Annotated in this window: 23 protein-coding genes; 9 read left to right on the plus strand and 14 right to left on the minus strand. The window is 65.8% G+C overall.

What is annotated here, in order from left to right:
• The first annotated feature begins 213 nt into the window (after positions 1–213).
• From OCH239_RS07300 to deoD, 3 genes are all read left to right on the plus strand, one after another.
• The gene (locus OCH239_RS07300) at positions 214–2,193 is read left to right on the plus strand and encodes a protein meaA (protein ID WP_037260500.1); all 1,980 of its coding nucleotides are present in this window, start codon (positions 214–216) and stop codon (positions 2,191–2,193) included.
• Between the two features lie 155 nt (positions 2,194–2,348).
• Positions 2,349–2,657, plus strand: coding sequence for an H-NS histone family protein (locus tag OCH239_RS07305; protein ID WP_037260503.1), 309 nt, complete (start codon positions 2,349–2,351; stop codon positions 2,655–2,657).
• A gap of 4 nt (positions 2,658–2,661) precedes the next feature.
• Positions 2,662–3,366 (plus strand): purine-nucleoside phosphorylase, encoded by a 705-nt coding sequence (gene deoD, locus OCH239_RS07310; RefSeq protein ID WP_037260505.1) that lies wholly within the window; start codon positions 2,662–2,664, stop codon positions 3,364–3,366.
• A 29-nt stretch (positions 3,367–3,395) separates the two neighbouring features.
• On the opposite strand, the gene OCH239_RS07315 is transcribed toward deoD, so the two are convergent.
• From OCH239_RS07315 to OCH239_RS07375, 13 genes are all read right to left on the minus strand, one after another.
• Positions 3,396–4,241 carry an urea carboxylase-associated family protein gene (locus OCH239_RS07315; RefSeq protein ID WP_037260507.1) on the minus strand — a complete coding sequence of 282 codons (846 nt, stop codon included), beginning with the start codon at positions 4,239–4,241 and terminating at the stop codon, positions 3,396–3,398.
• Positions 4,242–4,348: 107 nt separating this feature from the next.
• Complete coding sequence (locus tag OCH239_RS07320; RefSeq protein WP_037260510.1) at positions 4,349–5,530, minus strand: type III PLP-dependent enzyme; 1,182 nt, start codon at positions 5,528–5,530, stop codon at positions 4,349–4,351.
• A gap of 201 nt (positions 5,531–5,731) precedes the next feature.
• Entirely contained in the window at positions 5,732–5,926 is a 195-nt protein-coding gene (locus OCH239_RS07325; RefSeq protein ID WP_037260512.1) for a hypothetical protein, read from the minus strand.
• A gap of 95 nt (positions 5,927–6,021) precedes the next feature.
• Positions 6,022–6,186, minus strand: a complete 165-nt coding sequence (locus OCH239_RS07330) for a hypothetical protein (protein ID WP_157577824.1) — start codon at positions 6,184–6,186, stop codon at positions 6,022–6,024.
• Between the two features lie 176 nt (positions 6,187–6,362).
• On the minus strand, positions 6,363–7,142 hold the full coding sequence (locus OCH239_RS07335; RefSeq protein WP_037260518.1) for a succinate dehydrogenase iron-sulfur subunit: 780 nt from the start codon (positions 7,140–7,142) through the stop codon (positions 6,363–6,365).
• Positions 7,143–7,245: 103 nt separating this feature from the next.
• Positions 7,246–7,563, minus strand: a complete 318-nt coding sequence (locus OCH239_RS07340; RefSeq protein ID WP_037260520.1) for a hypothetical protein — start codon at positions 7,561–7,563, stop codon at positions 7,246–7,248.
• Positions 7,563–9,368, minus strand: coding sequence for a succinate dehydrogenase flavoprotein subunit (gene sdhA / locus OCH239_RS07345; protein WP_037260523.1), 1,806 nt, complete (start codon positions 9,366–9,368; stop codon positions 7,563–7,565). Before sdhA ends, OCH239_RS07340 begins: the two co-directional genes overlap by 1 nt.
• Before the next feature lie 19 nt (positions 9,369–9,387).
• Positions 9,388–9,759 carry a succinate dehydrogenase, hydrophobic membrane anchor protein gene (gene sdhD, locus OCH239_RS07350; protein ID WP_037260524.1) on the minus strand — a complete coding sequence of 124 codons (372 nt, stop codon included), beginning with the start codon at positions 9,757–9,759 and terminating at the stop codon, positions 9,388–9,390.
• Between the two features lie 12 nt (positions 9,760–9,771).
• The gene (gene sdhC, locus OCH239_RS07355; RefSeq protein ID WP_037260526.1) at positions 9,772–10,164 is read right to left on the minus strand and encodes a succinate dehydrogenase, cytochrome b556 subunit; all 393 of its coding nucleotides are present in this window, start codon (positions 10,162–10,164) and stop codon (positions 9,772–9,774) included.
• Positions 10,165–10,394: 230 nt separating this feature from the next.
• A complete protein-coding gene (locus tag OCH239_RS07360) occupies positions 10,395–11,441 on the minus strand; it encodes a MaoC family dehydratase (protein ID WP_037260529.1) in 1,047 nt (348 codons plus the stop codon).
• Positions 11,441–11,644: a DUF1737 domain-containing protein gene (locus tag OCH239_RS07365; protein ID WP_037260531.1), complete on the minus strand. Its 204-nt coding sequence runs from the start codon at positions 11,642–11,644 to the stop codon at positions 11,441–11,443. Before OCH239_RS07365 ends, OCH239_RS07360 begins: the two co-directional genes overlap by 1 nt.
• A gap of 4 nt (positions 11,645–11,648) precedes the next feature.
• Entirely contained in the window at positions 11,649–12,194 is a 546-nt protein-coding gene (locus OCH239_RS07370; protein WP_037260533.1) for an NnrU family protein, read from the minus strand.
• Positions 12,195–12,198: 4 nt separating this feature from the next.
• A complete protein-coding gene (locus OCH239_RS07375) occupies positions 12,199–13,050 on the minus strand; it encodes an HpcH/HpaI aldolase/citrate lyase family protein (protein WP_037260535.1) in 852 nt (283 codons plus the stop codon).
• Between the two features lie 206 nt (positions 13,051–13,256).
• Here OCH239_RS07375 and OCH239_RS07380 point away from each other — a divergent pair, with 206 nt between their 5' ends.
• On the plus strand, positions 13,257–13,565 hold the full coding sequence (locus OCH239_RS07380) for a hypothetical protein (RefSeq protein WP_051489367.1): 309 nt from the start codon (positions 13,257–13,259) through the stop codon (positions 13,563–13,565).
• Between the two features lie 4 nt (positions 13,566–13,569).
• Here the strand turns inward: OCH239_RS07380 and OCH239_RS07385 are convergent, their stop codons facing one another.
• Positions 13,570–14,325, minus strand: coding sequence for a sulfite exporter TauE/SafE family protein (locus OCH239_RS07385; RefSeq protein WP_037260537.1), 756 nt, complete (start codon positions 14,323–14,325; stop codon positions 13,570–13,572).
• 152 nt (positions 14,326–14,477) lie between these two features.
• Between OCH239_RS07385 and mdh the strand changes: the two genes are divergently transcribed.
• The 5 genes from mdh (at position 14,478) to OCH239_RS07410 (ending at position 21,920) form a co-directional block, all read left to right on the plus strand.
• Positions 14,478–15,440, plus strand: coding sequence for a malate dehydrogenase (mdh, locus tag OCH239_RS07390; RefSeq protein WP_037260540.1), 963 nt, complete (start codon positions 14,478–14,480; stop codon positions 15,438–15,440).
• Between the two features lie 621 nt (positions 15,441–16,061).
• Positions 16,062–17,255, plus strand: a complete 1,194-nt coding sequence (sucC, locus tag OCH239_RS07395; protein ID WP_037260542.1) for an ADP-forming succinate--CoA ligase subunit beta — start codon at positions 16,062–16,064, stop codon at positions 17,253–17,255.
• Between the two features lie 226 nt (positions 17,256–17,481).
• Complete coding sequence (locus tag OCH239_RS07400) at positions 17,482–17,856, plus strand: hypothetical protein (protein ID WP_051489352.1); 375 nt, start codon at positions 17,482–17,484, stop codon at positions 17,854–17,856.
• Positions 17,857–17,911: 55 nt separating this feature from the next.
• Positions 17,912–18,799 (plus strand): succinate--CoA ligase subunit alpha, encoded by an 888-nt coding sequence (sucD, locus tag OCH239_RS07405; protein ID WP_037260544.1) that lies wholly within the window; start codon positions 17,912–17,914, stop codon positions 18,797–18,799.
• Between the two features lie 145 nt (positions 18,800–18,944).
• Complete coding sequence (locus OCH239_RS07410; protein WP_037260877.1) at positions 18,945–21,920, plus strand: 2-oxoglutarate dehydrogenase E1 component; 2,976 nt, start codon at positions 18,945–18,947, stop codon at positions 21,918–21,920.
• Positions 21,921–21,924 lie beyond the last annotated feature (4 nt).

Genomic DNA, 21,924 nt, shown 5'->3' on the forward strand with positions numbered 1-21,924 from the left:
GCAAGTGTGCGCGCCTCCGCACCGAGGTCTCGCTAGGTCGGCGCGCATGCGCCAGACGCCCCGGTCGTCGCCGGCATCGGGCACGCCGCGCCGCGATGGCAATCACGTCCCGTGCCGCAACGCAGCGAATTGACATTGGCACAATATTTCTACTATCCCGACTGATACGAAACAAAATTACTCTCTCAGTTCATCCAACAGGTGACGCCCGCCATGACCGACACGCCAGCCCTGCCGACCCGCGACAAGCCGTGGCTGATCCGCACCTATGCCGGCCATTCCACCGCCGCGGCCTCGAACGCGCTCTATCGCGGCAATCTCGCGAAGGGGCAAACGGGTCTTTCCGTCGCCTTCGACCTGCCGACGCAAACCGGTTACGACAGCGATCACGAATTGGCCAAGGGCGAGGTCGGAAAGGTCGGCGTTCCCGTCTGCCATCTCGGCGATATGCGGACGCTCTTCGACCAGATTCCGCTCGAGCAGATGAATACGTCGATGACGATCAACGCGACCGCGCCCTGGCTGCTCGCGCTCTATATCGCGGTCGCCGAGGAGCAGGGAGCCGATATCTCGAAGCTCACCGGAACGGTCCAGAACGACCTGATAAAGGAATATCTCAGCCGCGGCACCTATATCTGCCCGCCGAAACCGTCGCTGCGCATGATCGGAGACGTCGCGGAATATTGCTACAAGCATGTTCCGAAATGGAACCCGATGAATGTCTGTTCCTATCACCTGCAGGAGGCGGGCGCGACGCCCGAGCAGGAGCTGGCATTCGCCCTCGCCACCGCAACGGCGGTTCTCGACGAGTTGAAACCGCGCGTGCCGGAAGAGGATTTCCCGATCCTCGCGGGACGCATCTCGTTCTTCGTGAACGCCGGCATCCGCTTCGTCACCGAGATGTGCAAGATGCGGGCCTTCGTCGATCTCTGGGACGAGATCCTAGCAGAGCGCTACGGCATCGAGGATCCGAAATACCGTCGCTTCCGCTATGGCGTGCAGGTCAATTCCCTGGGCCTGACCGAGCAGCAGCCGGAGAACAACGTCTATCGCATCCTGATCGAGATGCTTGCCGTCACCCTGTCGAAAAACGCCCGCGCCCGGGCGGTGCAATTGCCCGCGTGGAACGAGGCGCTCGGCCTGCCCCGCCCCTGGGACCAGCAATGGTCGATGCGGATGCAGCAGATCATGGCCTACGAGACCGACCTTCTGGAATACGACGACCTCTTCGACGGCAATCCCGCGGTCGACCGCAAGGTCGAGGAGCTCAAGACCGGCGCGCGGGCGGAATTGTCGAACCTCGACGCCATGGGCGGCGCGATCGAAGCCATCGATTACATGAAGGGCCGGCTCGTCGAGTCCAATGCGGACCGAGTGGTGCGCGTCGAGCGCGGCGAGACGGTGGTGGTCGGCGTCAATCGCTATGTCGAAAGCGAGCGCTCGCCGCTTCTCGGCGAGGATGGCGGCATCATGACCGTCGATCCGGCGGTCGAGGCGGATCAGGTCGGACGGCTGACCGAATGGCGCTCGAGCCGAGACGCCAGCGCAGTAACGGCGGCGCTCGCGAAACTGAGGGCGGCGGCGCGCGAGGGGCGCAACGTGATGGAGGCCTCGATTGCCGCGGCGAAGGCAGGCGTCACGACGGGCGAATGGGCCGGCGAGATGCGCGCGGCCCACGGCGAATATCGCGGTCCCACCGGCGTGTCCAAGGCGGTGTCGAACAAGGCCGAGGGTCTCGACGAGCTGCGCGACGCCGTCGAAGCGGTCTCGAGCCGACTGGGCCGCAGGCTCCGGTTCCTCGTCGGCAAGCCCGGCCTCGACGGCCATTCGAACGGGGCGGAACAGATTGCCTTTCGTGCCCGGGATTGCGGAATGGACATCGATTACGAGGGTATCCGACTGACGCCGGCGCAGATCGTGGCCGCGGCAGAAAGCGGAAAAGCCCATGTCGTCGGTCTTTCCATTCTCTCGGGCAGCCATTTGCCACTTGTCGAGGAAACCCTCCGGAGGCTGCGCGACGCCGGTCTTGGCGATCTGCCCGTGATCGTCGGAGGCATCATTCCCGAGGACGATGCCGACCGCCTCCGCAAAATGGGCGTCTCCCGCGTCTATACTCCGAAGGACTTCGAGTTGAACTCTATCATCCGCGATATCGTGACGCTGGTGGACTCGAAAGCGATTGCAGCCGAGTAGCGACAGAAACACCCGTCATAGCAGAAAGCCACCCGCCTCCGGGTGGCTTTTCTTTTTCGGATTGATATTAACCTCTTGGTGACACAAATTATGTCTTGTGAACGTTACGTGAATTCTGAACACACCAAGATTACTGAAAAAATTCGGAGGCAGTCATGGAACTCAATCTCGACGAATACTCGAAGGACGAACTCAAGAAGCTCAAGGTCGACGTGGATCGGGCATTGAAGACGATCGATCAACGCCGGAAAGCCGAAGCAAAGCGCGCTGCGGAAACGGCTGCTAAGGAATACGGCTTCTCCCTCGACGATCTCGTGGTCGATGGCGGCAAGGGATCGAAGGGGCTCCCGAAATACAAGAACCCGCTCGATCACTCGCAAACCTGGACCGGACGGGGTCGCAAACCCAACTGGGTGATTTCTGCCCTCGAGGACGGCCAATCGCTCGACGACCTGAAGATCTGAACGAATGACCATCCATATCGGGGCCGCCCCGGGTGATATCGCGGAAACCGTGCTCATGCCCGGAGACCCGTATCGCGCGAAATGGGCGGCCGAGACTTTTCTCGACGATCCCAAACTGGTCAACGACGTGCGGGGCATGCTGGGCTATACCGGCACGTGGAAAGGCCAACGGGTCACCATTCACGGCTCGGGCATGGGCATGCCCTCGCTTTCGATCTATGCGAACGAGCTGATCCGCGACTACGGCGCGAAGACCCTGATCCGCATCGGCTCCTGCGGGGCGATGCAGGAGCAGGTCTCCCTGCGCGACGTGATCATCGCGATGACGGCGAGCGCGCTCTCGACCCCGTCGCGCGGCATCTTTCGCGAGATCGGCTTCGCCCCCTGCGCCGACTGGTCCCTCCTGCGCGCCGCGACCCTTGCGGCAGAAGCGCGCGGCGCGACCTACCATGTCGGTGGCGTCTATTCGGCGGACGTCTTCTACGACGAGCGCCCGGACCTCAACGAGATCATGACCCGTCACGGCGTGCTCGGCGTCGAAATGGAGGCGGCGGAGCTCTACAATGTCGCCGCCCGCCACGGCGTACGTGCGCTGGCCGTGCTGACCGTGAGCGACCATCTTCTCAGGGAAGAGGCACTGTCGTCGAAGGATCGGGAAACCGGCTTTTCGGAGATGGTCCAGATCGCCCTCGAGGCCGCCTTCCCCTGACAGCGGGCGGCGCCCCTTCCGGGGCGCGCCTACAGTCCGTGGCCGCGGTCGTAACCATTCGGGACCGTCGGCGCCCAGCCCTCGAGCGCCCCTGCCCGCGGCACGAGTATCTCGACGTCGAGCGGATGGCAGGCCGCGGTGTCGCTCGAATGCTCCGCCCCGCAATCCCCGCCCGGACAGGCGCTGAGCGCTCCCAGAAGGCCGATTTCCGCGAAGAAGGTCAGCGCGTCGCCCGGCCGGACCGGCGAGGCCTTCATGAAGTACCGGCCCGCCTCACGTGTAAAGCCGGTGCACATGAAGACGTTGAGAACGTCGTGGACATGCGCTTCGGCCTCCTGCGGCGTCACGCCGATCTCTGCCGCCAGGGCGCGCGAGAGGTTCGAATGGCAGCAATGGTGATACTGCGCGCCCGAGAGGAGCTGCGCGGTATAGGGATCGCAGCGCGTCCCGATCACGTCGTGCACCGACCCGCCGTCGGCATCGATGCCGTACCAGCCGAGGTCGTCCGCCACGATCGTGGCCATGGCGCGCAAATAGGGAAAGGACGACCAGAGCCTGTCCCCTGTGCCGACATGCGTGCCGTGCAGCGCGCGGGTCTTGCCCGAGTAGAAGCGCTCCGCCAGATCGTCCGTGGCCCAGAGGTTCAGATCGCCGACCTGCGGCCCCTCGACCGACCGTATCCGGAAGAACGCCCCCGCAGGCACGCGGAACGTCGCCGCCTCGCGCGGAGCAACCCGGATGGTCTCGACGTGCTCCGCCCCGTCCAGAGCCGCGCGATACGCCTCCAGCGGTGGCGTCGGCAGTGCGTCTGGCGGATAGCAGATTACCGCAGGGGCGGACCGTCGCGCGTTTGCATCCTCCGGCTCTCGTGTCATCGCCGCGCCTCCCTGCTTCTTCTTGGCTCAAATACTCAAATCCCACCGGGCCAAAAAAGAAAAGGCCGGGACGGTGCCCGGCCTTCAACACAGGTGACGTGACGCGATCAGATCGCGACCACGTCCAGCGGCGGGAAGCCGTTGAAGCCGACCGAGGAATAGGTCGACGTGTAGGCGCCGCAGCTGCGGATGATGATCTTGTCCCCGGCTTTCAGACCGAGCGGCAGCTCGACCGGGCGCTTTTCATACATGACGTCGACCGAGTCGCAGGAGGGCCCGGCAAGGACGCAGGGACCGAACTCCTCGTGGTCGCGCTCGGTGACGAAGGCGTAGCGGATCGCCTCGGCCTCGGTCTCGGCAAGGCCCGAGAAGCGGCCGATGTCGAGATAGACCCAGCGGTGGACGTCCGCATCCGACTTGCGGGAGACCAGCATCACCTCGGCAGCGATGGCGCCCGCCTCGGCGACGAGGCCGCGACCGGGCTCCGCCATGATGTGCGGCACGTGGCCGAAGCGCTCCTCGACCTGCGCCATCACCAGCGCGGCATAGGCATTGGGCGCGTCGATTTCCTCGGTATAGTAGGCCGGAAAGCCGCCGCCGATGTTGAGGGTCGAGAGGTCGTGCCCGGCCGCCTTGGCCGTCCGCCAGACATCCGCCACCTGATCGAGGGTGCCGGCCCATCCCGCGGCACGCTTCGTCTGCGATCCGACGTGGAACGACATGCCGATCGGCTCGAGCCCGAGCTCGGTGGCGAGATCCATCAGCGACACGACCTTGCCTGGCGCGCAGCCGAACTTGCGGCTGAGCGGCCAGTCAGCTTCGGTCGAGCCGACGAGGAGACGCACATAGACCCTCGATCCGGGCGCATGCTCGGCGATCTTCGCCATCTCCTCCTCGGCGTCCACGGCGAAGTGGCGGATGCCCTTCTCGTAGGCGAAGGCGATGTCGGAGGCGCGCTTGATCGTGTTGCCGAAGGAGATCCGGTCGGGCGCTGCGCCCATCGCCAGGCACAGCTCGATCTCGCCGCGCGAAGCCGCGTCGAAATTCGAGCCGAGCCCGACGAGGGTGCGGATGACCGCCGGGTCCGGGTTCGCCTTGACGGCGTAATGGATCGTGGCGCGGCCAAGCCCCTCTTTCAGCGAGCGGTACTGGGACGCGACCGCCTCGGTGTCGATCACGAGCGTCGGGCGGTCGAAGGTGGTTTCGCGGATATAAGCCTCGGCGCGGGAGACAGCGCGCTCTGCGCGCACGACTTCGGTTGCCGAAAACTCGGTGACGTATGCGTTCATGTTCCATCTCCAATAGGACCCGGTCCGAAGTTCGGACCGACCAGTGCTGTCAGAGACGTTACCGTCGCTACGTAACCGTGGGGCGGACCCATGGGACAGAGGCGCGTGCGTTGGCGTCTGCGGTAGAGGCGGATATCGGGTATCCGACGATTCTCTTCAAGACATCTTTTTGCGCGAATTTCCGAATTTTCCGTGAGCCGTTCAGACGTTGTTCTGAAAACACGTATCGGGCGTCTGCCCCGGGGATCCGGTGGTCTTCGCACCGCAATGGACACAGGTGAATGTGGCTTCCGTGTCACTCTGGCGGTATTCGCGCCAACGGCAGGCGCGTGTCGCACGGTTCGAGAACACGGCGATGAGCACGAAAGCGACGATGAGGCCGACGATCACGATCAAGGGCAACTCTCCTTCCTGCTCGGGGCGGGCCACGCCCCCGCTCTTCGGGACCGTGACCCTAGTGTCATCCGGCGCGGCGCCAAGTGCCTGCGCGATCAGGCGGCGGAGTGGTAGGGCAAGGTGCCGGGAGTGTCGTCCGATCTGGTCGTCTCCGTACGGGAAACGGGCGGCTCCGGTGTGAAATAGGCGAACTGCTCCTCGAGCAGCGCGAGGGCGGCTTTCGCCTTTGCCGTGACGTTGGTTTGTGTGGATGTGTACATGTGAGAGCCTCGAGCTTGCGATTGCTGTGGCCCCTCCCTGCCGAACGATATGATGCCGCGCTGCGGCATTGCCAACCTCTTTGGTCGCATGCGCGCCATGACCGGTCCGCAAACCTATGGTCGCGCATAAAAAAACGCCGCCCGAAGGCGGCGCTTTCGTGTGCGTGAGGTCGCGTTCAGATGGACCGCTCGACCATCGTTTTCTTGATCTGCGCAATCGCCTTGGCCGGGTTGAGGCCCTTGGGGCAGGTCTTGGCGCAGTTCATGATGGTGTGGCAGCGGTAGAGCTTGAACGGATCCTCGAGATCGTCCAGCCGCTCGCCCGTCGCCTCGTCGCGGCTGTCGATGATCCAGCGATAGGCGTGCAGAAGCGCGGCGGGCCCGAGGAAGCGGTCGCTGTTCCACCAGTAGGACGGGCATGCGGTCGAGCAACAGGCGCACATCACGCATTCGTAGAGGCCGTCGAGCTTCTCGCGATCCTCGATCGACTGGCGCCATTCCTTCGCCGGATTTGGACTCTTCGTCTCGAGCCAGGGATGGATCGAGGCGTGCTGCGCGTAGAAATGCGTGAGATCCGGGATCAGGTCCTTCACCACCGGCATGTGCGGCAGCGGGTAGATCTTCACGTCACCCTTCACCTCGTCCATGCCGTAGATGCAGGCGAGCGTGTTGATCCCGTCGATGTTCATCGCGCAAGACCCGCAGATCCCCTCTCGGCAGGACCGGCGGAAGGTCAGCGTCGGGTCGATCTTGGTCTTGATGTAGATCAGCGCGTCCAGGATCATCGGACCACAATCGTCGAGATCCACGAAATAGGTATCGACGCGCGGGTTCTCGCCATCGTCCGGCGACCAGCGATAGATCGAGAACTTGCGCAGGGTGCCGCCGGTCTCGGGCTTGGGCCACGTCTTGCCGGTGCGCATCTGGGAGTTCTTGGGCAGGGTCAGTTGGACCATTTCAGCCTCCTTGGGACAGAAGGGCCGGCAGCCCCTCGGCTACCAGACAGATAAGTGTTTGCGGCGCAGGGACAAAGCCGTGCGACGATCCGCGCGGGGGCTGTCATATCGCCCCCGCCGCGCGCGCGTATTCGGTGGCGAGGCAGCGCACGCTCTCGGGCTTCTGCACCACCTCGGAGACGATCTGCGCCGACGATTCCGTCGGGCCGCCAATCGAATCCGCGCCGAGCGCGTAGATCTGCTGGGCGCTCGCATTGTCGATCACGCAGTTGATCGCTGGTTCGAGCGGCAGGTTCGGGTAGCGCTCGAGCACCACCCGGTTGACCGTCGAGCGCGCGGCATTCCGCGCGATCTGGTCCTGCGTTTGCGGCGTGCAGGCCGCGCCGAGGCCGAGGATCGCGAGGAGTGCAAGCATCCGCATCAGAAGGTCCGCGCCTTCGGGGCGATCCGCTTGAGCTCGATGCCGCCCTTGTCTTCCTGCGTGAGCGGATCCTCGATCACCGGACGATAGGTCAGCTGCACCTCCGCGCCGTGCACGCGGCTGATCGTGTGGACCCGCCAGTTCTCGTCGTCGCGGTCGCCGAAATCCTCGTGCGCATGGGCGCCACGGCTCTCCTTGCGCGCCTCGGCCGACACGATGGTCGTGAGCGCATTCGGCATGAGGTTGGTGAGCTCGAGCGTCTCCATGAGGTCGGTGTTCCACACGAGGCTGCGGTCGGTCACCTCGAGATCGTCGAGCTTGCCGGCGATCGCCTTCATCTTCTCGCAGCCCGAAGACAGCGTCTCGGAGGTGCGGAAGACGGCGGCGTCCTCCTGCATGGTCTTCTGCATCTCGGCGCGCAGTTCCGCCGTGGGCGTGCCGCCCTTGGCGTGGCGGATGCCGTCGAACCGGTCGAGCGCCTTGTCGATCTGTGCGACGTTGATGTCGCGCGGCGAGGCCGCCCGGTCCACCGTCTTGCCCGCGCGGATCGCCGCGGCGCGGCCGAAGACCACGAGGTCGATCAGCGAGTTCGACCCGAGGCGGTTCGCCCCGTGCACCGATGCGCAGCCCGCCTCGCCCACGGCCATGAGCCCCGGCACGATGGCGTTCGGATCGTCCTCGGTCGGGTTCAGCACCTCGCCCCAGTAGTTCGTCGGAATGCCGCCCATGTTGTAGTGGACCGTCGGGATGACCGGGATCGGCTCCTTGGTGACGTCGACGCCCGCGAAGATCCGCGCGCTCTCGGAGATGCCCGGCAGACGCAGCTGCAGCGCCTCCTTCGGCAGGTGCGAGAGGTTGAGGTGGATATGGTCGCCGTTCGGACCGACGCCCCGCCCCTCGCGGATCTCCATAGTCATCGAGCGCGAGACGTAGTCGCGCGGCGCGAGGTCCTTGTAGGTGGGCGCGTAGCGCTCCATGAACCGCTCGCCCTCGGAGTTGGTGAGGTAGCCGCCCTCGCCGCGCGCGCCTTCCGTGATGAGGCAGCCCGCGCCGTAGATGCCGGTCGGGTGGAACTGCACGAACTCCATGTCCTGAAGCGGCAGACCCGCGCGCGCAACCATGCCGCCACCGTCGCCGGTGCAGGTATGCGCCGAGGTCGCAGAGAAATAGGCGCGTCCGTAGCCGCCGGTCGCCAGCACAACGGTCTTGGCGTTGAAGACATGGATCGTGCCATCGTCGAGCTTCCAGCACACCACGCCCTCGCAGGCGCCGTCCTCACCCATGATGAGGTCGATGGCGAAATACTCGATGTAGAACTCGGCGTTGTGCTTGAGCGACTGGCCGTAGAGCGTGTGCAGGATCGCGTGGCCGGTCCGGTCCGCCGCTGCGCAGGTGCGCTGCACCGGGGGGCCCTCGCCGAATTCGGTCGTGTGCCCGCCGAAGGGCCGCTGGTAGATCTTGCCCTCCTCGGTCCGGCTGAACGGCACACCGTAATGCTCGAGCTCGTAGACCGCCTCGGGCGCGTGCCGCGCGAGATATTCCATCGCGTCGGTGTCGCCGAGCCAGTCCGACCCCTTCACGGTGTCGTACATGTGCCACTGCCAGTGGTCGGGCCCCATGTTCGACAGCGACGCGGCGATGCCGCCCTGCGCCGCCACGGTGTGCGAGCGGGTCGGGAAGACCTTGGTGACGCAGGCGGTCTTGAGCCCCTGCTCGGCCATGCCGAGCGTCGCGCGGAGGCCCGAGCCGCCGGCGCCCACGACCACGACGTCGTAGTCGTGAACTTCGTATTCGTATGCAGCCATATGCTATTCGCTCCGTTTCTCAGAGGGCCAGGCGCGCGATGGCGAAGATCGCGACGACCGAGGCGCCCCAGCAGAGGCAGGTCATGCCGATGATCAGGACTTTCTCCCAGAGACCGTGGACATAGTCCTCGATCAGCGTCTGGAAGCCGTCGGCAAAGTGCAGGAAGGAGACCGTCAGCGTCAGCACGGCGATGATCGCCGGGAACGGACGCGACAGGTGATCGGTGACGCCGGCATAATCCTTGCCGATGGCGGGTGCCACGGCGATGAGGAAAAGCGGGATCAGCACGAGCAGCGCGACGGATTGCACCTTCATGCGCCAGAAATGCTGCGTGCCGGACTTGGCGCTGCCCCAGCGGTTCGCCCGCTTGCGGTCGGTGATGTAACTCATGTCGTCTCTCCCTCAGACCGCGAACAGGATGATCAGCGTCAGCAGCCACAGCACGAAGGATCCGCCGACCACCCCGTAGCCGAGCTTGTAGGCGGTATCGAGATCGAGCCCCACGCCGGAATCCCAGATCAGGTGCCGCACGCCCGCAAGGAAGTGGTACCACAGCGCCCAGAGCGACAGGGCGAGGATCAGGATGCCGAACCAGCTGGTGACGAAGCCGTCCGCCACCGCGAAGGCATCCGGTCCCGTCGCCGCCGCGATCAGCCACCACACGATCATCAGCATCGCCACGATGAGCGCGTTTCCGGTGATCCGCGTGAGGATCGAGGTGATCGACGTCAGCTGAGGGCGATAGACCTGGAGGTGGGGTGAGAGCGGCCGCGAGCCGCGGTTCACGTCTGCCATGGGTGCATCCTTTCGTGTCCCTTGCCCCGGGGTTCTAATGGTTTTTGCCGTGGTGTCACGTCGCGACCGTTTGGCGGGGCGCGGTTTTTTGGCGCAACGCCGGGTCTCCGGCAATGTCGTGATCACAGCCGCCGGAAGCGTGATCACGAAATCGGCCGCGGGTGGTGTTCGCCCCTCGGGGGGACCGATTCTCTCCGCCGCGGCGCCGGGGCGCGCAGATCAGAGCTGGCCTAGACCGGCATCAGCGCCCAGTAATCGAGATCGAGAAGCACGCCCGGATGGTACCGTCCCGCCCCGTCCTTGAGCGATCCGACGGTGCCGTCCGTCGTCGCGACGAGCCGCAGACGGATCGCGCCGACGCCCGGTCGGTCGGTATCCGCAGTCTCGATCACCTCGGACCAGGCCCGTACGGTATCTCCGGCGAAACAGGGATTGGCATGGGCCCCGCCGTTCAGCCCGACGATCATCTGCGCGTTGGCAAGGCCGTTGAACGACAGCGCCCGCGCCATCGAAATGACGTGCCCGCCATAGATCAGCCGCTTGCCGTCCTCGCGCATCGTGCCGTCGAAATGGGTCTTCGAGGTGTTCTGCCAGAGGCGCGTCGCCATCATGTGCTCGGCCTCCTCGATCGTCACCCCGTCGACGTGGTCGACGATCTCGCCCGGCTGGTAATCTCCGAGCCGGTGCGGCTCTCCCGCAAGCTCGAAGTCGCAGCCGGAGAAATCGAGCCCCTCCGGGATGCACAGGTCGGAGACGTCGAGCGCCGGCTTGAGGTCGGGCACCACAGTCGGCGGCGCGTCGGATGCTTCGTCACGCTTCTTCACCATCACCCAGCGGACATAGTCGAGAACCACCTCGTCCGACTGGTCGAAGCCGCGCGTGCGCACCCAGACGACGCCGGTCTTGCCGTTCGAGTTCTGCTTGAGCCCGATCACCTCGGATTCGGAGCGCAGGGTGTCCCCTGGCCAGACCGGCTTCCGGAACCGCCCTTCCGCGTAGCCGAGATTGGCGCGTGCGTTCAGTGACACGTCGGGGACGGTCTTGCCGAACACGGTATGGAACGCGATCAGATCGTCGAGCGGCGCAGCGGGCAAACCGCAAGCCTGCGCGAAGGCGTCCGACGAATGGATCGCGTGCCGGGCGGGGTAGAGCGCGTGATAGAGCGCGCGCTCTCCTGCCCCGACCGTCCGCGGCACCGCATGCCGGATGACCTGACCGACCTGGTAATCCTCGAAGAACCGGCCGGCATTGGTCTTGGCGGTACGGCCCGCGGCCATCACTGGGCTCCGAGCTTGAGATCGGGGGAATAGTCGCCGTCAACCTCCTTGATAACGGCCTGCCCGCAGCGCATCACGCCGTTCGCGGCGTCGAAGGCATAGGTCGGACCGTCGTAGAGCTCCCAGCCCTTCGAGAGCGCCTCGGACACCTTGTGACAGAAGGCCGACGTGTCGTCGGACGACAGGAAACGGTAGAGCTTCATCGGATTACCCCGGGAACGGCCAGACGCCCAGCCAGGCGTGGATTGCGGTGATGATCGCGAACATCGCGACGGTGATGACGACGAGAAGGATGTCCTTCTTCGCCGGCCCCGGCTCGGGGCGCACCCAGTCCTCGGTGCGGTTGATGAGGATGACCTCGACCACCGCCCAGGCCAGCATCGCACCGAAGAGGATGATCGATGCGAGATCGCCGTTCACCAGGAGGTGCGCGACCGCCCAGATCTTGACCGCCGTGAGCTGCGGGTGCCGCAGCTTGCCGCGCAGTCGGCCCTTGGTTGCGCTCATGCCGTAGACGAACACGGCCACGATCATCAGCAGGTTGTTGATGTGGACCATGAAGGCCGGGGGCGTCCAGACGGGGATGAAGGCCGCACCGCGATAGCCGATGACGATCAGCACGAGGCCCGCGAGGATGGCGACGGCCATGATGCCCTTGCCGGCACTGCCCATGGAGGCCCGTTGCCCCGGCGCGAGACGCTTGAAGAGATGCGCACCGACCCAGAGGGCGATGCCGAGGATGAGAAGGATCATTGGCTTACTCCGCTGCGATCTGCCCTATCGCCTCGGCTTGTGCCAGAATCTTGCGGGCAGTGTCCACGTGCAGGTTCTCGACGATCTTGCCGTCGACCACCGCGACCCCCTGCCCCGAGCGCCTGACTTCCTCGTAGGCCTCGATCTGGCGCTTGGCGAGTTCGACCTCGGCCTCCGACGGTCCGAAGCTCGCGTTGGTCACGGCGATCTGCGCGGGATGGATCAGGCTCTTGCCGTCGAACCCCATGTCCCGCCCCTGCCTGCACTCCGCGGCAAGCCCCTCCTCGTCCTTGAAGGCGTTGTAGACCCCGTCGAGGATCACCCGTCCATGGGCCTTCGCCGCGATCAAGCAAAGGCCGAGCCCTGTTATCACCGGCTGCCGGTCAGCTGTCGCCCGCGCGCCGAGATCCTTCACCAGATCGTTCGTGCCCATGACCATGCCCTTCAGCCTGGCATGCGCCGCGATGGCCGGGGCCTCGATCATGCCGAGCGGCGTTTCCATCATCGCCCAGATCGGCAGATCGCCGGTAATTTCGGCAAGCGCATCGAGCTGGCCGGGGCTTTCGACCTTCGGCAACAGGACCGCGTCGCAGTCCATGCCGGCGACCATCTCGGCATCGGCGCGGCCCCATTCGGTGTCGAGCCCGTTAATCCGCACGATCCGGTAGCGGGGGCCGAACCCGCCGGCCGCAAGTTCCGCCGCCAGCGTCTCGCGCGCCGCGCCCTTTTCGCCGGGCGACACCGCGTCCTCGAGATCGAAGAGGATCGCGTCCACCGGCAGGCCGCGCGCCTTCTCGATCGCGCGCGGCTTCGATCCGGGGATGTAGAGGGCAGAGCGGAAGGGGCGGACCATCATGGAGGGCTCTCCGGGAAAGCAACAAAGTTGCGCGATATGGGGCATTTCTTGGCGAAATGTTCAAGCGGAAAATGCCGCGATGCAGCGGACCCGGAAGAAACCGTTAACCAAGAGATGAGAAAGCGCGCGGCGCGGTTAACCGGGTGGAGAGGGCGGCATGAGATGCTCTGCCATCGATGGATCGTCACGATTGGAGCGATGAAGCGATGATCAGGCAGACCTTGGCACTTGCGGCTCTGGCCGCCCTCACCGCAGCCGGCGCAGCCTCCGCGCAGCAGGGGCGCGCCTGCGGCCCGCGCGACACCGTGCTTGAAAAGCTCGAGAAGAGATACGGCGAGACGCGGCAATCGGTCGGGCTCGCCGCGAACGAGCAGATGGTCGAGGTCTACGCCTCGCCCGAGACCGGGACATGGACGATCCTGATGACCTCGGCCGCGGGCGTGACCTGCCTCATGGCCACGGGCCAGGCCTTCGCCGAATGGACCGAGACCGAGGCGGCGGGCGACCCCGCCTGATGCATCAGGTCAGCGCGACCCAGACGAGCCGCGCGCCCGTGACGGTCAGAAGCACGTAGGTGAGGCCGAAGAAGACCCGGTCCGAGATTGCCCGGTGCGCCCGCACTCCGATCCAGGTGCCGAGCACCGCAAACGGGGCTAGCGCCAGACAAAGCAGCAGCGTCTCGCGGGTGAAGATGCCCATCCCGGCATAGAGCCCCGATTTCGAGAGGTTGATCGCCCAGAAGACCAGCACCGTCGTCGCCTGGAACGTCGTCTTGTCGAGCTTGCGACCGAGCAGGTAGACCGCCGCTGCCGGCCCGCCCGCGTGACTGACAAAGCTCGTGAAGCCGAGGGCGACGCCTGCCGTACTTCCCGCAATCGGTCCCATTGGCTCCTGCCCGAGGCGGATCCACCCCGCGCGCAGCGCCGCCTGCCAGGCGACGAAGGCCAGCGCCACGAAGCCGATGATGAAACGGATCGCGTCCGGATCGGCCCAGTCGTAGAACACCGCGCCCAGCGCGACACCCGGCAGCCCCGAGACGATTAGCAGGCGCGCATCCCGCCAGTTCCAGCGCTTCCAGTAGGCCGGAAGGCTCACCGCATCGATCAGCATCAGGAGCGGCAGCATGATCCCCAGAGCCGCGCCCGGATCCAGCACGAGCGCGAGAATCGTTGCGCTCGCGAAGGCCGCGCCCGACCCGAACCCCGCCTTCGACACGCCCGCGAACACCACCGCGGGCACCGCCACCGCGTAGACCGACCAGCTCAGAAGCTCCATCCGCGCACCCGTGCCTTAACCACCGCTATCAGCGCCGTTTACCGCTATCGGCCCGGATGTCCCACCCCTCCGCCGCGATGCGGCGCCCTTGCGCGAGCGCCGCTCAGGGCTTAGCCATGCGCGAAACGACAAACGGAACCGGAGACAGACCCATGGCCAGACCCAAGATCGCGCTCATCGGCGCGGGCCAGATCGGCGGCACGCTTGCGCATCTCGCCGCGATGAAGGAACTCGGCGACGTCGTGCTCTTCGACATCGCCGAGGGCACGCCCGAGGGCAAAGCGCTCGACATCGCCGAGTCGGGCCCGGCCGAAGGCTTCGACGCGCATCTCAAGGGCACGTCCGACTACGCCGACATCGCCGGGGCCGACGTCTGCATCGTGACCGCCGGCGTGCCGCGTAAGCCGGGCATGAGCCGCGACGACCTTCTGGGCATCAACCTCAAGGTCATGAAGGCCGTGGGCGAAGGCATCGCCGCGAACGCGCCCGACGCCTTCGTCATCTGCATCACCAACCCGCTCGACGCGATGGTGTGGGCCCTGCGCGAATTCTCGGGCCTGCCGCACGAGAAGGTCTGCGGCATGGCGGGCGTTCTCGACAGCGCGCGCTTCCGCCACTTCCTCAGCCTCGAATTCGACGTGTCGATGAAGGACGTCAGCGCCTTCGTGCTCGGCGGCCACGGCGACACCATGGTGCCGCTGACCCGCTACTCGACCGTCGCCGGCATCCCGCTGCCGGACCTGATCGACATGGGCTGGACCACCAAGGACAAGATCGACGCGATCGTGCAGCGCACCCGCGACGGCGGCGCCGAGATCGTCGGCCTCTTGAAGACCGGCTCGGCCTTCTACGCGCCCGCCACCTCCGCCATCGAGATGGCCGAGGCCTATCTCAAGGACCAGAAGCGCGTCCTGCCCTGCGCGGCATGGTGCGACGGCGTGCTCGGCCTTAAGGGCCTCTATGTCGGCGTGCCGACGGTGATCGGCGCCGGCGGCGTCGAGCGCATCGTCGACATCAAGATGACCAAGGACGAGCAGGCGATGTTCGACAGCTCCGTGAACGCCGTGCGCGGCCTCGTGGACGCCTGCAAGGGCATCGACGACTCGCTCGCCTGATCCCTGCCCCGGCGGCGCGACCTACCGCGCCGCCGGGATGTCCCGGATGAGCCCTTCGAGCGAGCGGCTGCTTCCGTACCGACGCGAATATTGCCAGACCGGCGAGCGCGCCGTCGCATTATTCCTAAAGAGTATGTCCAGGTAGACGCGCGACCCGTCGTGATGGGTTGCCCCGTGCCAGCGTGTCTTCGCCCCCACCGATCCCCCACATGAACCGGTGGTGCAGGAAGGCAGCGATGCTGTCCGAATAATAACGACGGCCGGCAGATCGACCGGTAGCGACTAAGAAACTCCCGAAGGATGTTTGCCTCGCTACGGGCGAGCGCGACGACCGGCACGGCTCCCGGGGCAGACCGGCCCGGGCCGGCACGGCAGAGCGTCTTCGTGGGCGGGCCTCGTCATACATGACACCGGGCCAGACAAGTTGCCGGTGCCGCTCAAGCGCGACTCGGTCAAAGGCGCCAACCGGCGCTCCAGTTTGTGATCACAGCCTGCAAACCTGTGGTCACAAAGGTTCGAATTCGGCGAAAATCGGCATTCGGGCTGGAAAAACCGGTTCATCCCGCCCTAGCTGCATGCCTATACCAAGGGCAACCGCAGCAATACGGGGACAGGATTTCCATGAACATCCACGAATATCAGGCCAAGCAGCTTCTGCGCAGCTACGGCGCGCCGGTCTCGGACGGCCGTGTCGTCCTCCGCGCCGAGGAGGCCAAGACGGCCGCCGGCGGTCTCGACGGCCCGCTCTGGGTCGTGAAGGCACAGATCCACGCAGGCGGCCGCGGCAAGGGGTCGTTCAAGGAAGCCGATGCCGGCGAGAAGGGCGGCGTCCGCCTCGCCAAGTCCGTCGAGGAGGCGGCCGAGGAAGCCAAGAAGATGCTGGGCAAGACGCTGGTCACGCACCAGACCGGCCCGGCAGGCAAGCAGGTCAACCGCATCTACATCGAGGAAGGCTCGGACATCGAGACCGAGCTCTACCTCGCGCTCCTCGTCGACCGCGTCACCAGCCGCGTCTCCTTCGTCTGCTCCACCGAGGGCGGCATGGACATCGAGGAGGTCGCGGCCAGCACCCCCGAGAAGATCCTGTCCTTCAGCGTCGATCCCGCGACCGGCTACCAGGCCTTCCACGGTCGCCGCATCGCCTTCGCGCTCGGCCTCGAGGGCGCGCAGGTCAAGCAATGCGTCAAGCTGATGGGCCAACTCTACACCGCGTTCATCGAGCGCGACATGGAGATGCTCGAGATCAACCCGCTGATCGTGACCGACAAGGGCGATCTCAAGGTACTCGACGCCAAGCTCAGCTTCGACGGCAACGCGCTCTACCGCCAGTCGGACGTCGCCGAGCTGCGCGACGAGACCGAGGAGGACCCGAAGGAACTCCAGGCGTCCAAGTACGACCTCAACTACATCGCGCTCGACGGCGAGATCGGCTGCATGGTGAACGGCGCGGGCCTCGCCATGGCGACGATGGACATCATCAAGCTCAACGGTGCGGAGCCGGCGAACTTCCTCGATGTCGGCGGCGGCGCCACCAAGGAGAAGGTCACCGAGGCGTTCAAGATCATCACGTCCGACAAGAACGTGAAGGGCATCCTCGTGAACATCTTCGGCGGCATCATGCGCTGCGACGTCATCGCCGAGGGCGTGATCGCCGCGGTGAAGGAAGTGGGCCTTCAGGTTCCGCTGGTGGTGCGCCTCGAGGGCACCAATGTCGAGCAGGGCAAGAAGCTCATCAACGAGAGTGGCCTCAACGTGATCGCGGCGGACGACCTCAAGGACGGCGCGCAGAAGATCGTGGCCGAGGTGAAGGGCTGAGCGGCGGCCGGGCGACTGGTCCGTCAGGGCCTTCGTCCGGCCCGGCGGCGGGCCGAGGAACGGGAGTTACGTCAGGAATGGCGATCGGCGTGAACAAAGCAGCGCTTTCGGGGGTTTCCCCGACATGCGTCCAGGCCCTTGCGGGGCCGGCTGCCTTTGTCCCGCGCCACGATTCCGGGCCGTCCGGCCCGGCGCTCATGCCAACCTGACCCACAAGGGATCCGACATGTCGATCTTCTCCCGTACTTCAAGCCACCTGCCCAGCGTCCGCGACCTGCCGGACGTGCACCTGCCCGACATGAGTCGCATCTCGCCCTACACCCCGCTTCTCGCGGGTGCGGCGATGATCGGTGCGGGCATCCTGCTGCGCCGCACGGCGCCAGACACGCTGCGCCTTCCCGAACCCGCTCGGCAGCCGAAGGCGCTGCGCGACGTGCGCACGCGCTCCGACGCGGCCCGTGCGGCGCGGGACGGCATCGCCCGTTTCATGCCGAACAACCTGACCAAGACGCTCGGCCGGTCGCTCGTCCTGATGGGCGCCGCGACCATCGCCGTGCGGATGCTCGACGAACTCGTGGACGACGATTCCGCGCGATACTGACGAACACCGGGCGGGCCAATGCGCCCGTCCCGAGGGACAAAGGACCAAGGATACGATGGCAATTCTTGTCGACGCGAATACCAAGGTGATCTGCCAGGGCCTGACCGGCAGCCAGGGGACATTCCACACCGAACAGGCGATCGCCTACGGCACCAAGATGGTCGGCGGCGTAACCCCCGGCAAAGGCGGTCAGACCCATCTCGACCTGCCGGTCTTCAACTCCGTGCATGAGGCCAAGGCCAAGACCGAGGCGAACGCCTCGGTGATCTACGTGCCGCCGCCCTTTGCCGCCGACTCGATCTGCGAGGCGATCGACGCCGAGATGGAGCTGATCGTCTGCATCACGGAGGGCATCCCCGTGCTCGACATGATGAAGGTCAAGCGTGCGCTTGAAGGCTCGAAGTCGACGCTGATCGGCCCCAACTGCCCCGGCGTGATCACGCCCGACGCGTGCAAGATCGGCATCATGCCCGGTCACATCCACAAGCGCGGCAAGGTCGGGGTGGTCTCGCGCTCGGGAACGCTTACCTACGAGGCCGTGAAGCAGACCACCGATGTCGGTCTCGGCCAGTCGACCTGCGTCGGCATCGGCGGTGACCCGATCAAGGGGACGGAGCATCTCGACGTGCTGAAATGGTTCCTCGACGACCCCGAGACCGAGGCGATCATCATGATCGGCGAAATCGGCGGCTCGGCGGAAGAGGACGCGGCGCAGTTCCTCGCCGACGAGAAGAAGAAGGGCCGCTGGAAGCCGACCGCCGGCTTCATCGCCGGCCGCACGGCGCCTCCGGGCCGCCGCATGGGCCACGCGGGCGCGATCGTCGCCGGCGGCAAGGGCGGCGCCGAGGACAAGATCGAAGCCATGAACTCGGCCGGCATCGTCGTGGCGGACAGCCCCGCGACGCTGGGCGAGGCCGTGCTCGCGGCGATCGAGAAGGGCTGAGGCAAGCCGAGGGCGGGTGCACCGGCATCCACCCCGCCCCGACGCGGCACCGTCCGCTCCGGGGATACGACATCATCCGGAGGCCCCGGCCATGCGCCGGGGCGCGTCCGTGCCCGAAACCCGGGCGGATATGGAGACAGAGAGAATGACCGACCAATCTCCGAATGACCTCTTCCACGCCTCGTCCTTCATGCAGGGGGCGAATGCCGATTACCTCGAGCAGATGTACGCCCGGTATGCGAACGACCCCAATGCGGTCGACGAGGCATGGCAGGCCTTCTTCCAGGGCCTCGGCGACGACGAGATTGCGGTCAAGAAGGAGGCCGCGGGCCCGTCCTGGGCGCGGCGCGACTGGCCGCAGCAGCCGCAGGACGAGATCACCTCGGCGCTGACCGGCGACTGGCCGATGCCGATGATGCCCGCCGAGGCCAAGGGCGCGGCGCAGAAGATCGAGGCGAAGGCCGAAGAGAAGGGCGTCAAGCTCACCGACGACGAGGTCCAGCGGGCCGTGCTCGACTCGATCCGGGCGCTGATGATCATCCGCGCCTACCGGATCCGCGGCCATCTCGACGCGCAGCTCGACCCGCTCGGCATGCGCAACGTCGACCAGGAGCATCCCGAGCTCGATCCGAAGTCCTACGGCTTCACCGAGCGCGACATGGACCGGCCGATCTTCATCGACAACGTGCTGGGGCTCGAGATCGCCTCGCTGCGCGAGATCGTCGGCGTGCTCAAGCGCACCTATTGCGGCACCTTCGCGCTCCAGTACATGCACATCTCCGACCCCGAGCAATCGGCCTGGCTCAAGGAGCGGATCGAGGGCTACGGCAAGGAGGTGAAGTTCACCCGCGAGGGCCGCAAGGCGATCCTCAACAAGATGGTCGAGGCCGAGGGCTTCGAGAAGTTCCTGCACGTCAAGTACACCGGCACCAAGCGCTTCGGCCTCGACGGCGGCGAGAGCCTGATCCCCGCGATGGAGCAGATCATCAAGCGCGGCGGCAATCTCGGCCTCAAGGAGATCGTCGTCGGCATGCCGCACCGCGGACGCCTTTCGGTGCTGGCCAACGTGATGGGAAAGCCCTACCGCGCGATCTTCAACGAGTTCCAGGGCGGCAGCTTCAAGCCCGACGACGTCGACGGCTCGGGCGACGTGAAGTACCACCTCGGCGCCTCGAACGACCGCGAATTCGACGGCAACACCGTGCACCTGTCGCTGACCGCGAACCCCTCGCATCTCGAGGCGGTGAACCCGGTCGTCCTCGGCAAGGTCCGCGCCAAGCAGGACCAGTACAAGGACGCGACCCGCACGCAGGTCCTGCCGATCCTGCTGCACGGCGACGCGGCCTTCGCGGGCCAGGGCGTCGTGGCCGAATGCTTCGCGCTCTCGGGACTGCGCGGCCACCGCACCGGCGGCACGATCCATCTCGTGGTGAACAACCAGATCGGCTTCACCACCGCCCCGCACTTCTCGCGCTCCTCGCCCTACCCGACGGACAACGCGCTGGTGGTCGAGGCGCCGATCTTCCACGTCAACGGCGACGACCCCGAGGCGGTGGTGCATGCCGCCAAGGTCGCGACCGAGTTCCGCCAGAAATTCGGCAAGGACGTGGTCATCGACATCTTCTGCTACCGCCGGTTCGGTCACAACGAGGGCGACGAGCCCATGTTCACCAACCCGCTGATGTACAAGCAGATCAAGGGTCACAAGACGACCCTGACGCTCTACACCGAGCGGCTGGTGAAGGACGGCCTCATCCCAGAAGGCGAGATCGAGGACATGAAGGCCTCGTTCCAGTCCCACCTCAACGAGGAATTCGAGGCCGGCAAGAACTACAAGCCGAACCGAGCCGACTGGCTCGACGGGCGCTGGTCGCATCTCGACCGGCAGAAGGAGGGCAAGTACCAGCGCGGCAAGACCTCCATCAAGAAGAAGACGATGGAGGCGATCGGCAGCGCCATCTCGAACGCGCCGGACGGCTTCCCGCTCCACCGCACGGTCGGCCGCCTTCTCGACAACCGCAAGCAGATGTTCGAGACCGGCAAGGGCTTCGACTGGGCAACCGCCGAGGCGCTCGCCTTCGGCTCGCTTCTGACCGAGGGTTATCCGGTGCGCCTCTCGGGCCAAGACTCGACCCGCGGCACCTTCTCGCAGCGCCACTCGGCCTTCATCGATCAGGAGACGGAGGAGCGCTACTACCCGCTCAACCACATCCGTGACGGACAGGCGCGCTACGAGGCGATCGACAGCGCGCTCTCGGAATACGCGGTGCTCGGGTTCGAATACGGCTACTCCCTCGCCGAGCCGAACGCGCTGACGGTCTGGGAGGCGCAGTTCGGCGACTTCGCCAACGGCGCGCAGATCATGTTCGACCAGTTCATCTCGTCCGGCGAATCCAAGTGGCTGCGCATGTCGGGCCTCGTCTGCATGCTGCCCCACGGCTACGAGGGCCAGGGCCCCGAGCATTCCTCGGCCCGCCTCGAGCGCTGGCTGCAGCTCTGCGGTCAGGACAACTGGATCGTCGCGAACTGCTCGACCCCGGCGAACCTCTTCCACATCCTGCGCCGCCAGCTGCACCGCTCCTACCGCAAGCCGCTGATGCTGATGACCCCGAAATCGCTCCTGCGTCACAAGCTCTGCGTCTCGGATGCCGAGATGTTCCTCGAGGGCTCGTCCTTCCACCGCGTCCTCTGGGACGACGCGGACCACAAGGATTGGGAGCACGACCTCAAGCCCGACAACGAGATCAAGCGCGTCGTGATGTGCTCGGGCAAGGTCTACTACGACCTGCTCGAGGAGCGCGACAAGCGGGGCATCGACGACGTCTACCTGATCCGCGTCGAGCAGTTCTATCCGTTCCCCGCGGTCTCCGCGGTCAAGGAGCTCGAACGCTTCAAGCAGGCCGAGGTGATCTGGTGCCAGGAAGAGCCCAAGAACCAGGGCGCCTGGACGTTCATCGAACCCAACATCGAATGGGTGCTCAACCGCATCGAGGCCGATCATCGACGGCCCCGCTATGTCGGTCGCGCCACCTCGGCCTCGCCCGCCACGGGCCTGGCCTCGACCCACAAAGCCCAGCAAGAGGCGCTCGTCGACGAAGCGCTGACGATCGAAGGAAAGTGATCCC

It is taken from the genome of Roseivivax halodurans JCM 10272, assembly GCF_000521785.1.
In the GTDB taxonomy this organism is placed as follows: Bacteria; Pseudomonadota; Alphaproteobacteria; order Rhodobacterales; family Rhodobacteraceae; genus Roseivivax; species Roseivivax halodurans.

Bases quoted from the DNA above. Each gene is read 5' to 3' on its own strand.
- OCH239_RS07340 (WP_037260520.1), bottom strand. From the start codon at position 7,563: ATGCGGATGCTTGCACTCCTCGCGATCCTCGGCCTCGGCGCGGCCTGC.
- OCH239_RS07375 (WP_037260535.1), bottom strand. From the start codon at position 13,050: ATGATGGTCCGCCCCTTCCGCTCTGCCCTCTACATCCCCGGATCGAAG.
- OCH239_RS07360 (WP_037260529.1), bottom strand. From the start codon at position 11,441: ATGGCCGCGGGCCGTACCGCCAAGACCAATGCCGGCCGGTTCTTCGAG.
- OCH239_RS07410 (WP_037260877.1), top strand. From the start codon at position 18,945: ATGACCGACCAATCTCCGAATGACCTCTTCCACGCCTCGTCCTTCATG.
- OCH239_RS07315 (WP_037260507.1), bottom strand. From the start codon at position 4,241: ATGACACGAGAGCCGGAGGATGCAAACGCGCGACGGTCCGCCCCTGCG.
- OCH239_RS07400 (WP_051489352.1), top strand. From the start codon at position 17,482: ATGTCGATCTTCTCCCGTACTTCAAGCCACCTGCCCAGCGTCCGCGAC.
- OCH239_RS07370 (WP_037260533.1), bottom strand. From the start codon at position 12,194: ATGATCCTTCTCATCCTCGGCATCGCCCTCTGGGTCGGTGCGCATCTC.
- OCH239_RS07385 (WP_037260537.1), bottom strand. From the start codon at position 14,325: ATGGAGCTTCTGAGCTGGTCGGTCTACGCGGTGGCGGTGCCCGCGGTG.
- mdh (WP_037260540.1), top strand. From the start codon at position 14,478: ATGGCCAGACCCAAGATCGCGCTCATCGGCGCGGGCCAGATCGGCGGC.
- OCH239_RS07380 (WP_051489367.1), top strand. From the start codon at position 13,257: ATGATCAGGCAGACCTTGGCACTTGCGGCTCTGGCCGCCCTCACCGCA.
- OCH239_RS07305 (WP_037260503.1), top strand. From the start codon at position 2,349: ATGGAACTCAATCTCGACGAATACTCGAAGGACGAACTCAAGAAGCTC.
- OCH239_RS07320 (WP_037260510.1), bottom strand. From the start codon at position 5,530: ATGAACGCATACGTCACCGAGTTTTCGGCAACCGAAGTCGTGCGCGCA.
- deoD (WP_037260505.1), top strand. From the start codon at position 2,662: ATGACCATCCATATCGGGGCCGCCCCGGGTGATATCGCGGAAACCGTG.
- sdhD (WP_037260524.1), bottom strand. From the start codon at position 9,759: ATGAGTTACATCACCGACCGCAAGCGGGCGAACCGCTGGGGCAGCGCC.
- OCH239_RS07335 (WP_037260518.1), bottom strand. From the start codon at position 7,142: ATGGTCCAACTGACCCTGCCCAAGAACTCCCAGATGCGCACCGGCAAG.
- OCH239_RS07330 (WP_157577824.1), bottom strand. From the start codon at position 6,186: ATGTACACATCCACACAAACCAACGTCACGGCAAAGGCGAAAGCCGCC.
- sucC (WP_037260542.1), top strand. From the start codon at position 16,062: ATGAACATCCACGAATATCAGGCCAAGCAGCTTCTGCGCAGCTACGGC.
- sdhC (WP_037260526.1), bottom strand. From the start codon at position 10,164: ATGGCAGACGTGAACCGCGGCTCGCGGCCGCTCTCACCCCACCTCCAG.
- sdhA (WP_037260523.1), bottom strand. From the start codon at position 9,368: ATGGCTGCATACGAATACGAAGTTCACGACTACGACGTCGTGGTCGTG.
- OCH239_RS07300 (WP_037260500.1), top strand. From the start codon at position 214: ATGACCGACACGCCAGCCCTGCCGACCCGCGACAAGCCGTGGCTGATC.
- sucD (WP_037260544.1), top strand. From the start codon at position 17,912: ATGGCAATTCTTGTCGACGCGAATACCAAGGTGATCTGCCAGGGCCTG.
- OCH239_RS07365 (WP_037260531.1), bottom strand. From the start codon at position 11,644: ATGAAGCTCTACCGTTTCCTGTCGTCCGACGACACGTCGGCCTTCTGT.